Raw genomic sequence first — 15781 nt, 5'->3', positions numbered from 1 at the left:
CCTTGCATTAAAATAGGCCCCGCTTATGCGGAGCCCAATCAAGAGTATTTTATTATTGCATGACAAACCTTATATGCCGTTCCCCACTCTTCTTTTTGATGTGTATGCTGCACAGTATGGTCCTTAATTGGAACATATTTTCTAAATGGCACCATGGCAAAACGGGTAGTCACATATCCCAAGCGATCCGGTTTTTTCTTAACCTTCAAGTGTTTTTTTATCGCTTAGTCGTTTCGTGTTCAACATACCTATCACGAACTTTCTCACCTTATTCGTTTTAGCTTCGGTGAGTATTGAAATAAGCCATGCGAATATCATGAAGATCACACTGACCACTGCAAACCAATTATAAAAGTCTGGTTGCGGTAAGTGCCACCACTTCGATATCTTCAATTGATAGAAAAAATCCAATACTGGGTAATGAACAAGATACAAGGTATAAGAAAATCCAGCTAATGTGCTGGATAAATACCAACGTGACACCTTAGTAGGCTTTTGATTGAATAAACACATAATGAGATAGATTGTGATGGAAAACGAGATACCGACCATCATATCAGGAAGAAGCCCAGGTATTTGAAGGTTCGCTCCTGCTAGAACGTAGTTAAATGGCGCGCGTGCTCCTAACTCAAGAAAGTAGTTAAATACATTACTATTAATCATTACAATATTTAGTGTAATTGAAAGTACTAGTAATGATGCACCAATAATAAGAGATTTAAACCGAATGGCTCGCATAAAAACTAGAAGGGAACCGAGCAACCAAACTAAAAACAAACTCACAATACTACTACCCAAAAACCACATGATGATTAAGGTTACGGCTGCGTATAGTAGTTTTGTTATCCGTTTTGGTGACTTTATAGCAAGAACAATGCAAGGAAATAGTATATAGTACCAAAACTCATAAGATAGACTCCATAATGGGCCATTATGTCCAAATATAGGAAAACCGTCAATACCTTGTAAAAAAAACATATTACCTAAGAAAGTGGTCCATCTCTCGTCGCTCGGAGTGCCGTCTCCAAGACCAAAGAATTGATACTCTAAAAATTTCCCTGCGGCAGTAATTAGTAAAGCGGGTATTAAAACAATCCATAAACGAGTTAATCGATTCGTTAGATACACGCGCCACGACCAACTATTGTTTTCTATCGTTCTAAGAACGCTGGACGACACAAGAAAACCACTTAGTACGAAAAATAACATAACAAACTTAAATCCGCTTAATGACCATTCATATAAACCGTGCTTGAGAAGATCCACAACCACATTACCTGTTTCTTGTGGAGGCCCTCCTACACCAAATACAGGAGCCATATGTTGCAGCAATACAGTTAGAGCCGCAAAAAATCGTAGGAAGTCTAAACATCGGGACGCTTTACTATTAGCTTCAACAGATATACCGACTAGCTTTCTTGACATGATTATCCTCCATGAAATTATATCTATGAAACTTAGTTCATTATAGATGTATATAGGTTAAATGCCAATTGAATTTCCACAAAATAGTCCCTAATATTTGTAGTCATTCTGGCTTGGTTGCATTTATTTACAATTTCAGCATAGTTTCAAACGGTGATATCCAATTTATATTTGTAATACATAAACCAGGCCCCGCTTACGGAGCCCTCAAGTTTACTGCGTATTTGCAACCTAAATTAAGTTTGAGACCCTACCACAATACCATCAGTATCCGTTGTAGGTACGCCGTTTTTAATTCGTAATTTCCCTGTAGAATCTACCCAAAAGTGATAAGCGCCCAACGTAAAATGCCCCGTATTATAAGCTCCACCAGTTACGTTCAAATCACCTAGCACAAATACTTCTTCTACTAATTTAATCCTACGCTTACCAGAAAGTGAGTTGATTTCGCCCAAAAACGTTAAATCTGTATCGGGAATGACATGAGCCGTACTCTGGAAACCCTCTTGCAAGTCTCCTTGGTTGAAAAAGAACCTTTGAAAAGGTTTAATGGAATTTTTGTTCCCCTTTTCTAGATTGAAACCAAACCTAAAATCACCATCGATGTAGCCGATCCTGTAGTTCCCATCATGATCCATAGCGCTGTACCAAATCTGATAATAGCCATCGCTACGCTTAGTGAAAGTTCCCCTGTAGATATAAGAGTCATCCCAACCGCTTCCTGATGGCGTTACAACTGGGTTTCCGTTGTTCTCCAATATAAAATTCACTCTATCAGTGGAGGAAAGGATGAACAGCGCATCAGGGGAATGAGCACTGGCAGGGTTCGTGTTGAGAAGTAATTCCACTCCGGTATGAGTTTTGATCGCATCAATATGCCACGGTCTCCGTCCGCTTGGAAGCGTTGGAATATTGACATTAATCGGTGCGCTCCATAATTTCATATTATTTGAGGTTCGTTTCTTTATAGTATAAACAAGAGATGCCGTGATTGTTGTTTCGACATAATACATCTCAAAGCTATTCACTCCTAACCTCACTATTGCAGGTGAAAGGTTGTGGTTTACGTTGTCAACGTAGCACTCATAAGGGGCGGACCAAATGATACCGCCATCACCAGATTCGGTGTACATTATTTTATTTGTAAGGGTTGCTGTGTTTCCTGCTCGATAAATCATCTTCATATATGTGCCTCTGTCATCGTCTGGATCAATTAGCCAATCCGGGTCAGAGTTAAACGCTCCGGATGTTACTGTATTAACGAATGGAACAACACTTCCGGCAGCATCAACAGGTGCAACGATAGGGTTTGTGTAGCCAAGTGGAACAACCCAGTTGACCCCATCATTAGAAACCCATAAAGATGGATTTTCATAGTTATCATTTGCCATAGGGAACGGTGTCGCCACCATCCAGTAAGTATATCCTGCATATGTTGCTGCCGTTTCCTCGCCATTCCTCCCGAAGTTCGAATAAACTTTGTAAACATCAGGATGCACTACACGACCTGAAAAGTCATACGTCATCATTAGTAGTGGATCAGTTGCGTTAAGGTTTGCCGTAGTATTCGCCAACTGGGTCTCAACGCTAATCCCGTTGTTGCCAATTACATTGGATGCTTTTGTAATCGGGTGCAGTTCCACCCACGCTGTACCATTCCAGTGCTTTTGCAATACATTTTTAGCCATATGTTTTTCCTTCTTTCCTTATATTTCTTGATACCATACATCTGCATCGGTTGGCGCGCTTGCCGAGACAGCAATCCGACTTTTGGAGTTTGCAATTTCTGCAGCTAAACGTACTGCATTAGCCGTCGCTGCCTGAGTGGCACTGGTTGATATTGTTGTGTTATTAAGTATAACTGCTCCCTTAACACTCCCCGTTGCATCAGGCAATCTGTCTGCAGCTAGTGTGCCTGCATCGATATCTGATGCGTTATGTTGATGCGTGGAAGGTGCAAATGTGGCAGGTTTGCTGGTAATGCCTGCCCAAGGCACACTGTCAGCAGCATCGGCGTTATCAACCCTACCGTTATTATTAGTGTCGTAAACAGACTTGAGCATGTCGCCACCGCCAAGATCAGCAGTCAACTTAATGATCGCTTGCTTGGTTTGTAATGGTGACATGTATTTATTTGTAACTGTACCCGCCTCGGCTTCAGCCTGTGTAGCAATAGCGTAGTTTTCAACATTTCCAAGTCCTACATCACCTTTTACAAGTGTAACTGCACCGGTCTTTCCCGCAACGCTTTGCACTGGAGATGTCGGGTTAAGCAACTCTTGCCAGTTAGCTAGCACCGTTGCGGGACTCGTTTTTAGAATGAAAGATTTGCTTAAATCAGTACGTACTGCAACATCTCCCACCTCGACTGTCAATGCCAACATAGCTGCTTGTGTAGTTACCACAAATGTATCTGTTATCGCAATAGCCGGTAGCGTCCCAACATCCAATTTGCCGTTAGCGTCTAATATAGGGATGTTACCTGATGCTGTGCCTGTATTTTTGCTTGCCGCCGTACCCGCATCCGATATTTTTGCCAATGCTAAAGTTGGGATATCAGTTGCTGCAAGGGCAGACCATGTAGCTGTGCCTGACGCACTATTTTTTAAAAAGTTACCAACTGCACCGCCGGTAGGAATATGATTATTTCCTGCGCCTGTTGGGTGAGCATAGTTATTAGCATTAGGCGCTATGTTAATCAGCTTAATCTTTTCAGCAGCGGTAAAATCTTCTGAAGAGAGCCCTTTACCTACAACCGTATCTACTTTGCTATCTAAGAGTGGAGTCAGCCCTTCAACTAATTCCGCTTTCGTTTTTGGATAAAGATCATCCCAGATTTCTCCGTTTTTATATCTTACCTGTATATTTTTAGTTGCCATACCGTTATCCCCCTAAGTGAGTTCTGCAAACCATACATCGTCATCGTCGGCCATGCTTGCATTACCGATTATTAAACCGCCACCTCCTCCCAAATCAGGTGTCTCCCCCATGTCTTCGAGCCACCATGTATTACCACCACTTGGATTAAGTGGAGGACTGTTAGAAAGGTATATTTTAGCCATGTCCGCTTTATCCTCTCCGGACATGAGTCCAGAGTTTCCGTTAGCTATTGCATCAGGTATGACATCCGAGCCACCAGTAACATGAGTTGATGCATGCGCGCCTGGTGCTGCGGTTCCTGTTGCCGTTATGGTAACAGTATCCGTTGTCGGGTTCGTCGTTACCGTAATACCGATACCACCCGCAATATTGAGCGTATCTGTTTTTGATTCGGCGTCCACATCGCTTTGTCCGGCAACGGAAACTTTAGAAAATGCGTTCTGATTGACCTCAGCTCCTGCCGAAATGTCTGCTAACTTATCTTTTTCCGTTTGTGTTGTGTGAATGCCCGTATTTGACGTGTGGGTATCTAAGTTGTTTTGAACGGCGGTTGCTTTGCTTTGCGCGCCTATTGGCGTTTCTGCACCTATTTGCGCTGCTGTGACATCGTGCGGATTGTTTTTATTTGCAACATGAAGGTCATGCTTATCCAGCTCCGTCTGTATATCCGAAAAGTTATCATTGTGGCGCTGTAAATTGGCTAAGTCGAGAAATTTGGTAATAAGTCTCGGGATGAACGCCATGTCTGCTCCTCCTTAATATAAATATTGGTGTCTGAAAATGAATTCAATGGAGAAATTCGGGTTAATACCGCTTGCCGTAAAATTCGTTATGCCTGGCTTGAGAATAAAAAAAACGCCGTTCGATTGAGAGAAGGCGTTTTGATTGTTCAACTTGATTGTTTTCTTCCTCTGGCTGCTGTCCACTTCAAGAACAGCATTGGTCATGACACCACCAAATGTGAATGTGTCCTGACCATCCGATAATGATAGATTTGTACATGAGCCAGTGATTCTAAGCAGAGGAAACGCCTCTGTCGTTCCTTGGTTTTCAATCTGGAAGGATTGACCACTTAAAGTAACGAGCACCGAATAGGCGCTGTATTCGTAGCCCTGCCCATATTCCAAACCTTGACCATACTCTCGAAGCACGGTATCTCGCGGCGACTCCGGAAAAGGATTGTGCATTTTCATCGGAATGGAAAGATTGCCATCGAAAATGATTTTTTCTATATTCATTGTTCCGGCGTAACGGGCAACGTATCGCCTGCCCGGAATATCGGAATAAGTTAAAATGATATCGCCGCTCCGCGCATTAAATATTTGGGCAATCCGCGCCAGCTTTTCGTGGTAGTCGAATGTTGGATTGTCAGCCATCAGCACACATTCGTGTTCAATAACTCGCGGACCGTATTCAACACCAAAATCGATCTCACCGTCCATACCTGCGATGACCTGGTTGTATTCCCTCGTTTCAGGAAGTACGGGGATATCTCTTCTCTTGAGCCCGAGTCCAAGAGAAGAGAATGTATCTATACCGCCTTTATGCTCAATCGTCACCTCGATCATCGTTGTTTACTCCCTCCCGACGACTGAATTCTGCGAACAAGGCCATCCCGTTCCGACCAGAACGTTTTAGCGGTGGAAGGATCGTCTATATTAACGTCCCCAGTAGAAACGTTATAGTAATAATGGTTCACAATGGACTCTTGCGATCCGGACGCCATCGAAAAACTCGGCATCGAGAAGCTGAGTTGAGGCATTTTGAAATCTAGCAGTCGAAACAAATTGCTTTGTTGTTTGGCATTTAGAATCAACTCTTCGCCATGAGCGATAACCGGAACCGCTTGTCCCCTCATCCCTTGAACAATGCCGCCCTCTGAGAAGTGCTGAAGCTTGCCTGTATCGGTCACAACTCCATATTGGTCACGAATAGCTTTATTCCGAGCTGCAAGGGATGCCATCTGGGTTTTATCGCCGCTTGCTTTGGCTGCATCCCACAAATCTTTATTGCTGTTGTACTCCTGCAAGTCGCGCTCTTCTTGAGTTAGAGAGAGGTTGCTTATTTTGCTCATCTTCGCTTGATAAGAAGCAATGAAAGCATCTAGCTGGGTGAGGATTTCAGCGTTCTTCTCCGATTCCTTTAAAACCTGAATCTGCTTCAAAGTATCCGATTGCTTAATGGTTTCATCCGAAAAATCTTTGAACGCACTAATCAGAGCATCATAATGAGTTTCCAATGCTTCAATTTGATCCTCGTAAGCCGATACTTTAAGCACTTTTTCATCCTCAAGCTTCTTCTTATCAGCTTCTAGACTGCGAATGGCAAGATCACGACCACGATCCAGCTCCATCTTTGCAATTTCTTTAATTAAGTCCTCGCGTTCTTTAATACCCTCAGGACCAACTGCCGATTGCAGCAGTAATAGCCTAGCTCGCTTTTCGGCTAGCTGGGCTTCATAATCGTCATCTGAATTCTGTTCCCTCATGGAAGCGATAACCGCATCGATCGCTTTAATCTTCTCGTCCTGAGCAGTAACAAAAGCATCCTTTTCATCGTTTATCCGCTGGATGTTGTCCTTCTTAGCCTTTTCGAGCGCCTTGTCCTGCACTGCAATTAGCTTCGTGGTATCGGTTGTTTCTTTATCAATGAGCTGCTTTTTCAAGGCATATACTTGCTCATCAGCCCGCTTCCGCTCTTCGGTTCCCTTTAGGTACCGCGCTTGCATTCGCTCCCACGCCTTTAGTTCATCCTCAAGAGACATACGACCCATGGCTTTTTCATGGCTGATATAAGACTCTGATAGGGCCATTGTCTCACGAATTGCCGCTTTCTTTGCCGCGTAAACCTGCTCGTCCAGACTCATACGAATTTCAGAGCCTACTTTATATTTACCTTGTAGACGCTCAAGCCACTCTAATTCCTCTTTTGCCGATACTTCTCGGATTCCCTTCTGATGAGATATCCAGTTTGCAGACGCATTATAGGAGTCCTTCTCTTTCTTCTTGGCTTCTTCGATCAGTTGAAGCTTGAGGGCATATACTTTTTCATCAGCTGCCATGCGTTGATCAGAGCCTTTGATATATTGTGACTGCACTCGCTCCCACGCTGTTAGTTCAGCTTGAGTAGATAAACGCCCCATAGCCTTTTGATGTTCAATATATTTCTGGGATGCTGCAAAAGCTTTAGCTAGCGGATCTTCCTGCTTACTTGATTTCTTCTCTGTTTTTTCTTTTTCCGCTTGCACACCGTAGCCAGGGTCAGCACTCAATTTGCTAAATTTTTCGCGGATGGCAACGATTTTCGCCAGCTGTTGAACGCTTTCGGGGACATACATCGAATGTACGCCAATGCCTTTCGTCATTTGCTCCATAGCTGATTGTGCTTCAGCCAGGCTACTGATGGAATCTAGTTCGATACCATAATACTCAAGCCGTGATTGCAGCCCGCTGTACATAGAAGCAGTAATTCCCGCCTGTGCTAGCCTGGAGGTCTCTAGCAATTCGAGTTTTGCTTGTCGGACAGACTTAACAGCACTTTCTTCAAAAGCCCATCCATCTGCCGTTTTATAGATTTTGTCAGCCAATTGAGGATACTGGGCAATTAAATCAGCAGCATTCTGAGCATTTAGTGATTGACCACTAGCTAAATCGGCTAATAACTGGTTTAAGTCCGCAATAGCCGTTCCGCTGTTGTCAATCGATTTTTGTAAATCATCCATCGCACTACCTACATCGACGATGGCATCTTCAGCTACTTCTGTTTCATTCGCAGATTCGGTCATGGCTAACCTGAAATCGTCCGCTGCATCTGCCGCGTTGTTCAGCTTGCCATTCAATACATCCAGTGATTGCTGACTATTTTTTATTCTTTCATCCAAGACGCCGATCTGCTCACTCACTTCAACGATTTCCTTAGCGACTTTAGGGCTAATTTTATTAGCGTTAAGAATGCCACCTGTGATATCAGCCACTTCAGCAGCAAGGGACTTCGCCAGTTCTTTATTCCCTGCTTTTTGAGCATCCATGAATGCGATCAAAACATCTAAATCACTTTTCAATGTCTCTCTTGATTTCTTAGACTTTCTTAATTCCTCTTCCTCTACCATTCGGAGAGCGTCTGCATACTCTTTCCCGAATGACTTTATTTTTTCAACGTTAATATCCATTGCTTTGCCGTTTTCATCCCAGTTTGAAATCATTTCCGGCATGACCTTGTTCATTCGCTCAATGACATTTGTTAATTCCGCTTTCGCCGTCTTAATGTCTTTGTCCGAACGGGTGTTGTCATCAATAATTGCTTTGAGTTCTAAATACTTTTCGCCCAGAGCATTGGCGTCTCTTTCGGCTTGCTTCGTTCCATCAACTACTGAATTTTGCACACCATTATAGGCACTCAAAGCGACTGTTGCCACACCAAGAGCTAAAGATATACCCGTTAAAATTGCACCTAATGGAGTAGCGATGAAGCCTCGTTGAGCTACTGTCGCTGCATCTGTAGCTGTTTTTAACCCCAGCATTGATCTAGCGGCGGTTGCAAGTCCACCGGCCATCGCCATGATCGATTGACCAGTGAGTAGTTTCATGCCTGTATTAAGTGTCATGATGCCAGCACCAAGCAGTAACGTTGCAGTTAACGCATTCCGGATTGGATCAGGAATTGAATTAAAACCATCGACCATCAGCTTCGTGGTATCCGTAAGATCTTTTAATACGACTAGCAATCCACTATCGCCAGCGGAAACTATTAATTGGTCCCACGTTGCTTTAAGTTGCAGAGACTTCTTTTCTAACGTTTCCATAGCTAATGCGTTCTCGCGCTGAGCCGATCCGAAGGAGTTTTCAGCTGTTTCAGCTATCTCTAGTACTTTACCGTAGTTGTTCATTAATGCAATGAATTTAGAAGCCTGGTCCCCGCGGGCAATCGCTTGCGTAATCTCATGACGTTGCGAATCCGCTAGCGTGTCCCAATTAACGGATATACGACTTAGAATTTCGCTGAACGGCATCATTTCGCCATTTGCTTGTTTAATAACGCCTACGTACTTTTCAAGTTTATCTATCGCAATATCACGACTGGAAAATGAAATAAAAGATTTAATCGCATTACCGGCATTGGTTCCGCTAAATCCCGCTTGATTGAGTACGGTTAGGTAACCGATTAAGTCATTAATTGGAACCTTAGCGTTTTTTGCAGCAGCTCCGACTCGGTTCATACCTTCAAGAATCTTTTTTGAAGTTGTCGGGTAATTATTAGATACCTCATTGATGCGATCTAATAATCTCGCTGAATCCTCAGCCGCCAAACCATAGTTGAGAACTGCACCCGTCATGAGTTCCTGTGCTTGAGCTGCGCTTTGGAAAGATTGTTCAACGTTTTTAGCCATTAAAGCAGTTGTGGCCAGAGATTCCGTTTCCCGCTCATTGAAACCGCTCTGTGCAATGAGTGTATACACGCTTGCAGCTTCTTTAAGGACATAACCGTATTCTTTGGCAGATTCAATCATCGAATCTTTTACAAATGCGACATCTGCCGTATCCCCCATAACCCTCTGAACATTTACAAGCTCATATTCAAAGACCTTCAGAACAGAGATCGCTTCATTCGCTGCTCTGATTGCGGCAGAATACATGGTTGCAGATAGCGCATATTGCGATGAACGATTTAATATCCCTTGGTTGTTGAGTCGGGCAAGCTGTTGAGCTTGAAGCACCTCTTGCCTCGCTATTTCCCGTCTGACTCGCTGCTCATATTGCAAAGAACGTTCACGATCAGCTGTGACTCGCTGCACATTAGTTCGCTCTTCAATTTCAAGCTGCCGGCGCATGCGGTGTTCCGCCTGCAGCACGCGCTCCCTTGTCGTATCATCCGTCCCCGTAGCTTTAGCAGTAGTTGCGTTGGACGATGTAACCCTATTTTGCAACACCTGCATACGTAGCTGGTGCTGCATCTCCTGTTGCAAAATGGCATCATTTCGCTTTTGGACGATAGCTTGCTGCGCCTTAAGCTTTTCTTCAACAATCTTGTTGGTTTGGTTGAGTCCTTGTGTCTTAGCTTTTAGCAGCTCAGCCTGAGCCTTTCGCTGATCCACCAGTGCATTAGACTCTGCCATTATTTTTTTTCGACGTTCATCTGCACTTAAAGCGACTTTATCAGCAGCTTTAGCCATGGTTGTGTAGCTTTTCTCTGTCTGAGCCAGCTCTGTGTTCAACGCCTTAAAAGATTCCGCATTCTTCCGTGCTCCACCGTCTATAACCTTAAACGCAGGCGTCATTTTGGTAATGTCTAAATTCAGCCGGGCTCCTACTACGTCTTTGTTCAGGGCTTCCACTTTATCACCGTCCTTTCTACGATTCTTTAACAAATAAAACAAGCACACCATGAGCATGATGTGCTTGTTTTATCCGGTAAGGAAAAGTTTCCTTACCGATTGAAGTAACCTAGGATCTCCGCGATCCCTGATTTAGATAATTTTTTAGGTTCTTCTATTTTCCCGCCATGCAGTTGAATTTGCTCTTTCAATTCCTCATTTAAATCGTCGAAGATAGCAGATATCTCGTACCAGTTATGGTCATACCACGGTTTAGAGAGCTTACGTCGAGATAATCGCCCATAAAGCTCTTGCATGGTCAATGGTTTGCTATCACCGGAAGTTTGCGGCTTATCCGGCCCCTTGCTGACCGAGGAGAAATCGCTCCACAGCGGATTCCATCAATTCCGGAATGCTGTCTTCGAATTCCTCCTTGTCAAAACCCTCAATACAGATGATATTGAGAATTTCTACCCATTTAGCTGTAGCGACTTCCTTTTCCTCCGGAGTTCCAATCGCCAGTGAGTACTTGATTTTGATTAATCCGTCATTATGTAGCTCATTGACTTCTTTGATTTGTTTGACCGTACCGACACGGATTGTCTTCTTAATGTCGGCAGAGAATTGCAATTCGGGACCTATGCCCATAATCAAATTCATTTGTTCCTGTTCCATGTCTTCCCCTCCTGGGAAGGGGCTGCAAGAGCCCCTGATATTTTACTAAGTAGCAATAATGTCGATGACTTTGCCGTCTGCTCGTCCCGCATCTAGGATCGCAAGATCGATGGAATTCGCGGTAGCGGACTTTCGCTGCTGGTCAATGGTAAACGTACCTAACATTTGCGCTTTATAAATTACAATAATGCAATCAAACCACTCATTCGTTTCATCATCTAGCGCTTTGCCATAGGCAACAAACTTGTATGGCTTGTTTCTCGATGTTGTCTTGAGCGAAGCCACAGAAGCCGTAGTGGAATTGTAATCATAAAAGACCCTGATATCCTGCCCGACCAGCGTTTCGTCACCAAGCGTTACTACACCCGCAGATGTAATACTATATTGTAGAGCTGTTGGTGCAGATGCAACACGAGTCAATTGCTCTCCGGAGTTTGCCAATCCTTTAGTGGCGACTACGATTCTGTCTGATTCCGCGACAAGTGAAGCACCCTTAGACAAAGTTAATGTCGACCCGGTTAATACGGTTAACTTTTCCACATGAGGAACAATCGTTGCCGCTGTAATTAATGTTGCTCCTGTTGCTGCTAGCAATTGATTATAATCCAACATTGCATTTTCGATTTGGATGCCAGACTCCGCATCTTGCTCCGTAAGGTGAAATGAATATTTACTGGTACCGCCATACACCCGTTGCTGCTTTGCATCGATGTTCATCGTCAGCTTATTCAAATGTTCAAAATACGCTGACGGATCTCCGCTAACGATATCAAACAGCGCTGCATTCGAAATGTCATCGACGACCCATTGTTTTGTAGACAGTGACATACATATATCCTCCTTTGAAAATAAAAAAGCCTAACCGTTAGTGATTTCGGCTAGACGTTTGTCGATCTCTTCAATTCGCTTGAAATCCTTCTTGGTTTCGTATCCCTCAATTGGATTAAAGGATTTCCAAATCCCAAGTTTCTTGGCTAGGTTAATTTTTTCGTTAATGAGCTTGTCCTCTTCCGATTCGGTTTTGTCCAAGTTAGTCATTAGATTCACCTCCTCACAAAATCAACATCGTAAATGGCTAAATATCCTTTAACGCCCGTGATGCCCGTTGTCAGATCGTCATCAAAGACTAGGTGGCATTTAAATGATTTAAACGATTCATGCGAAATGTATTTGTCATGCAGGAGTTCGAAGGCGCACTGCGCAATGTTTCGTGCATCGGCAGCTGTTGGTGCGTAAAAATCCAAACGAAACTTACCCTGGAATACAAGATGGTTCCGAATGCTGAATCGTCCCGGCACCACATACATCAAAATTTGCGGAACGTTTTTACTCGTAATTGCCTGATCAGGTTCCTTGCTTTTAATTAGCCGCAGGCTCGCATCCTTTGGCAGCGAGGTTGGCGTTAGACCGAAGAACGCCATAAACGCCTCATCCCTTTTAAGCACGCTGTACAGCCCATCTATAAGCGCTTGGCTCAAGTCTTCACCTCATCCTGAAATATCTATGATATGGGAAGTCCTCAATCACTCGCTGCAGACCATCCAATATTCGTTGTCGATTCGACTGCAAAGCGATTCGCAAAAAGAATGTCGGCGGCGTGGGAGCAAACTTCTTATCGATATCCCCACGCTGGGCCAACTCTTCAAGATCCACGCCAGCCATGCCACCCTCTGAATATTTGATTGTTCCATCAATGGATTTGTACCTACCCATTCCACGCCCAGCTACAGCTTTACTGGATCGAGAACGCAATTTGTTCCAAAGCTCTGAATTCATGTAACGGGATACACCTGGGTTATCGCTAGGCCCCGCCATAAGCGAACCCTTACCAAACTGCTCTAGCCATGCTTGCCAGTAATCAGCTGTAATCTCCATGCTGAACATGTTGGAAGCTAATACTTCTAGCTGCTGCCTTACATGATTCCTCACCTCGGGATAATGCCTAATGTTTCCTTTGGCTGTCTCAGTGACCAAATCAGCAAGCTTGATGATCTCTGACAGCAGAGCGTTCTTCAGGTCTCGTTCCGCAGTTGCCGAATCGTATCCTGTGTATCCATTGCTCATCTCGTATCCTCCGATACCTGCACATTTAATAGGCTCGGATACTTCAAGCTGTCAACCACATCAACTTGGTAAGGCTGTCCATCTATAATAATTCTGTCAGGTGAAGGTAATCCTTGTGGACGCTTCACATCGACAGAGGTTTGCAATATAACTAAATATTTAGTTGTAGGCAGCAATCCTTGATCCTGTTGCCTTAAATCAGCTGTGACGTATTGTACGAAGCAGACAACCCCTTCTTGCGCTGTGATGAAGTCCGGCGCGCCTACAGGGTTATCATTGGAATCAAATTCTTGATCGTATCTTTGAACCTCAATGATTGCGTTTGATTTAAGCAATGAACAATATTTGTCGCGCTCCACCGTCTGCCGCATGGTTAGGACCATAAAAGTTGCATCCGTCTCCACGAGATCACCAAGCTTAACGATAGAGGTTGGCGCAAACAAACCGTTGTAGACGTATTCTTTGCCCATTACAGTCGTTGCTTTGGTTTCACGGGATAATACGACACTTTCCGTTGTGCCGTTGATTAGGCAGGGAGTGTGGCGTTCCATGAACTCATAAAACATACAACTTCACCTCGACTTATACGAATCATCCAACCTTGTTGGTCCTGAAACGCCAAACACGGGAACGGATGCTTGAACTCCTTCGCCATCCTCTATCATTCCGATAAGCTCAAATGCCTCATCAATCAATTTAATAGAGGCTGCTTGCCAATCTACCAATTGGTTTTCGATTGCCCAATCAAAATCTTTCTTGGACTTTTTGATCCTCGCTGTCATGGAAGGGGCTAATGTAGCTGCAACCATGCAAATGGCTGCAGCATACAGATAGTTGGCATTATCATCCGTTAAGCTGGTGTAATTAGGTACGTTTTTAATTACCTTAGATTCTGCGATAGGTAAAACGGAAGGGGCATCGATGTCGGTATTGGATATAATCTCTTTACCAACACCTAGACGCCCTCTTATTTCATCATGATAGGTTTCGGTTGTAAGAATCCTATTCGGCACCTGAACCACCGCCAGCAGCTTCAATAGCCACTTTCAACTCGTCAATGCTCATTTTAGTGTAGCCGGATACTTTCAATTCCTTAGCAGTTGATCTCAACTCTCTCAAATCATTCTCTGCACGAAGAATATTAAGTTGCTCCATCAGTAGCGCTTCACGGCCTCTTGATTCATCCAATTCCACTTGAAGCGCAAGTTCGCGCTCTGTTGGATCGTTAACAAGTTCATCACTCTCGATAATCACCGCTAACAGTTCGCCGGAAGCCGCATTACGAATTTGTTTCTTAGCGATCTCAACAAGCCCAGCAGGGGCATCGCTAACGATGTCCCCTGCATTGTATTCACCAACAGCGTCTACTAAAACCTTTACTATTGTCATGGTTGGTCTCCTTTCTTAAGCTACAGTAGCAAAGATATGCCAAGTCACGTATTTAAGCTTCGGCAGCACAGTTGCTCCGTTAATAACTTGCCATTGATCAGGATCACCTTTGATCAACTTAGGTAGTGCGAACTTACCTGGATGACCGGTGAAAATATCTTCGTAATTATTCGGGCTAGTTACGAGATCCATCATCGTTCCGGTAACGCCTTGTCCTACGATGATCACAGCGTTGTCCGGAATAAAAGGATACACCATCCCTGACTCATCAATATAAACGCCGTCATATACCTCATATTTAAGCCCATTCAGGTTCTGATCAATGACAGTTGCCAGCGAATCCGCAGTTACGATGTTTTTACCATGCGTATTTTTCAATAGATCACGAATCTTCTCATTTTGCTTCAGGTACGTATCGACCTTTTTATTCACAATGATTTTAACCGCCCGTGCGCCACTGCCGCGGAAACGAAGAATCCAGTCATCCAAATCTTTAAGCGGGTCAGCCGTTGCTGTATTGCTCCAAAGAACGGAAGCGGTAGGCTTATTGTTAGTCGGCACGCCATAATTAATTGTAAATGCTGGTTTGGTTGCTGTAGCTGGAATAACAAGCGTTCCAGTTAGGGCTTGCCAACGCATCCACTCAAAACGCGTTTCAAGACGAGCGTTAAGATTGATCATCCGTTCGACCATGTATTCTTCTGCCCAAAGCTGATCCAGCTTCGTGCCAGGTTGGCGCAGGACTGCCATTTTCTCACGGTCAATGATCACTTTTTCCCGCCATTCCTGATTCGTGAAGCTCATTTCCTTAACGAGTGGAGGGGTGTGGATTGGAGAAGGATCATTTAATCCGGTTGGTGGCGTCATACCTGTATCGTCATACGTGATATCGTATTCGATAGTAAGTCCGCGTTCTGTTTTAAGGTCTACGCCACCCGTCAGTAGTTCCGCACCTCGGAATGAATTAATATCCGTACGGATATTTTGAACGACTTCCGTTAGAAACATTGGATCGAGTACATTAATTGCCATTATTGA

At 43.9% G+C, this 15781-nt stretch carries 15 protein-coding genes; all 15 read right to left on the bottom strand.

From position 1 onward, the window contains the following. Positions 1-198: 198 nt before the first annotated feature. Complete coding sequence (locus MHI37_RS14265) at positions 199-1425, bottom strand: acyltransferase (protein WP_076335291.1); 1227 nt, start codon at positions 1423-1425, stop codon at positions 199-201. Between the two features lie 236 nt (positions 1426-1661). Next, positions 1662-3113: a hypothetical protein gene (locus MHI37_RS14260; protein WP_076335292.1), complete on the bottom strand. Its 1452-nt coding sequence runs from the start codon at positions 3111-3113 to the stop codon at positions 1662-1664. An 18-nt stretch (positions 3114-3131) separates the two neighbouring features. After that, entirely contained in the window at positions 3132-4304 is a 1173-nt protein-coding gene (locus MHI37_RS14255; protein WP_076335293.1) for a tail fiber protein, read from the bottom strand. Positions 4305-4316: 12 nt separating this feature from the next. Continuing rightward, complete coding sequence (locus MHI37_RS14250) at positions 4317-5048, bottom strand: hypothetical protein (RefSeq protein ID WP_076335294.1); 732 nt, start codon at positions 5046-5048, stop codon at positions 4317-4319. Between the two features lie 12 nt (positions 5049-5060). After that, complete coding sequence (locus MHI37_RS14245) at positions 5061-5873, bottom strand: phage tail domain-containing protein (protein WP_076335295.1); 813 nt, start codon at positions 5871-5873, stop codon at positions 5061-5063. Continuing rightward, positions 5870-10636, bottom strand: coding sequence for a phage tail tape measure protein (locus MHI37_RS14240; protein WP_179090147.1), 4767 nt, complete (start codon positions 10634-10636; stop codon positions 5870-5872). The genes MHI37_RS14245 and MHI37_RS14240 overlap by 4 nt, the downstream gene beginning before the upstream one ends. Before the next feature lie 330 nt (positions 10637-10966). Further along, positions 10967-11290 carry a hypothetical protein gene (locus MHI37_RS14235; RefSeq protein ID WP_076335298.1) on the bottom strand — a complete coding sequence of 108 codons (324 nt, stop codon included), beginning with the start codon at positions 11288-11290 and terminating at the stop codon, positions 10967-10969. Between the two features lie 45 nt (positions 11291-11335). Continuing rightward, positions 11336-12118, bottom strand: coding sequence for a hypothetical protein (locus MHI37_RS14230; protein WP_076335299.1), 783 nt, complete (start codon positions 12116-12118; stop codon positions 11336-11338). A 30-nt stretch (positions 12119-12148) separates the two neighbouring features. Then, positions 12149-12328: a hypothetical protein gene (locus tag MHI37_RS14225; RefSeq protein ID WP_076335300.1), complete on the bottom strand. Its 180-nt coding sequence runs from the start codon at positions 12326-12328 to the stop codon at positions 12149-12151. A 5-nt stretch (positions 12329-12333) separates the two neighbouring features. Further along, the gene (locus tag MHI37_RS14220; protein WP_076335301.1) at positions 12334-12768 is read right to left on the bottom strand and encodes a hypothetical protein; all 435 of its coding nucleotides are present in this window, start codon (positions 12766-12768) and stop codon (positions 12334-12336) included. A gap of 4 nt (positions 12769-12772) precedes the next feature. After that, on the bottom strand, positions 12773-13354 hold the full coding sequence (locus tag MHI37_RS14215) for a hypothetical protein (protein ID WP_076335302.1): 582 nt from the start codon (positions 13352-13354) through the stop codon (positions 12773-12775). Continuing rightward, the gene (locus MHI37_RS14210) at positions 13351-13920 is read right to left on the bottom strand and encodes a hypothetical protein (RefSeq protein WP_076335303.1); all 570 of its coding nucleotides are present in this window, start codon (positions 13918-13920) and stop codon (positions 13351-13353) included. The genes MHI37_RS14215 and MHI37_RS14210 overlap by 4 nt, the downstream gene beginning before the upstream one ends. A gap of 6 nt (positions 13921-13926) precedes the next feature. Then, complete coding sequence (locus MHI37_RS14205) at positions 13927-14367, bottom strand: hypothetical protein (protein WP_076335304.1); 441 nt, start codon at positions 14365-14367, stop codon at positions 13927-13929. After that, on the bottom strand, positions 14357-14743 hold the full coding sequence (locus MHI37_RS14200) for a hypothetical protein (RefSeq protein ID WP_076335305.1): 387 nt from the start codon (positions 14741-14743) through the stop codon (positions 14357-14359). Before MHI37_RS14200 ends, MHI37_RS14205 begins: the two co-directional genes overlap by 11 nt. 15 nt (positions 14744-14758) lie before the next feature. Next, positions 14759-15775, bottom strand: coding sequence for a major capsid protein (locus MHI37_RS14195; protein ID WP_076335306.1), 1017 nt, complete (start codon positions 15773-15775; stop codon positions 14759-14761). Between the last annotated feature and the right edge of the window lie 6 nt (positions 15776-15781).

The sequence above is a fragment of the Paenibacillus sp. FSL H8-0548 genome (assembly GCF_038630985.1).
In the GTDB taxonomy this organism is placed as follows: Bacteria; Bacillota; Bacilli; order Paenibacillales; family Paenibacillaceae; genus Pristimantibacillus.
The sequence above is the reverse complement of the archived record's forward strand: the minus strand, read 5'-3'. Positions and strand labels throughout refer to the sequence as shown.

Bases quoted from the DNA above. Each gene is read 5' to 3' on its own strand.
- MHI37_RS14195 (WP_076335306.1), bottom strand. From the start codon at position 15,775: ATGGCAATTAATGTACTCGATCCAATGTTTCTAACGGAAGTCGTTCAA.
- MHI37_RS14200 (WP_076335305.1), bottom strand. From the start codon at position 14,743: ATGACAATAGTAAAGGTTTTAGTAGACGCTGTTGGTGAATACAATGCA.
- MHI37_RS14235 (WP_076335298.1), bottom strand. From the start codon at position 11,290: ATGGAACAGGAACAAATGAATTTGATTATGGGCATAGGTCCCGAATTG.
- MHI37_RS14215 (WP_076335302.1), bottom strand. From the start codon at position 13,354: ATGAGCAATGGATACACAGGATACGATTCGGCAACTGCGGAACGAGAC.
- MHI37_RS14255 (WP_076335293.1), bottom strand. From the start codon at position 4,304: ATGGCAACTAAAAATATACAGGTAAGATATAAAAACGGAGAAATCTGG.
- MHI37_RS14230 (WP_076335299.1), bottom strand. From the start codon at position 12,118: ATGTCACTGTCTACAAAACAATGGGTCGTCGATGACATTTCGAATGCA.
- MHI37_RS14245 (WP_076335295.1), bottom strand. From the start codon at position 5,873: ATGATCGAGGTGACGATTGAGCATAAAGGCGGTATAGATACATTCTCT.
- MHI37_RS14265 (WP_076335291.1), bottom strand. From the start codon at position 1,425: ATGTCAAGAAAGCTAGTCGGTATATCTGTTGAAGCTAATAGTAAAGCG.
- MHI37_RS14260 (WP_076335292.1), bottom strand. From the start codon at position 3,113: ATGGCTAAAAATGTATTGCAAAAGCACTGGAATGGTACAGCGTGGGTG.
- MHI37_RS14210 (WP_076335303.1), bottom strand. From the start codon at position 13,920: ATGTTTTATGAGTTCATGGAACGCCACACTCCCTGCCTAATCAACGGC.
- MHI37_RS14250 (WP_076335294.1), bottom strand. From the start codon at position 5,048: ATGGCGTTCATCCCGAGACTTATTACCAAATTTCTCGACTTAGCCAAT.
- MHI37_RS14225 (WP_076335300.1), bottom strand. From the start codon at position 12,328: ATGACTAACTTGGACAAAACCGAATCGGAAGAGGACAAGCTCATTAAC.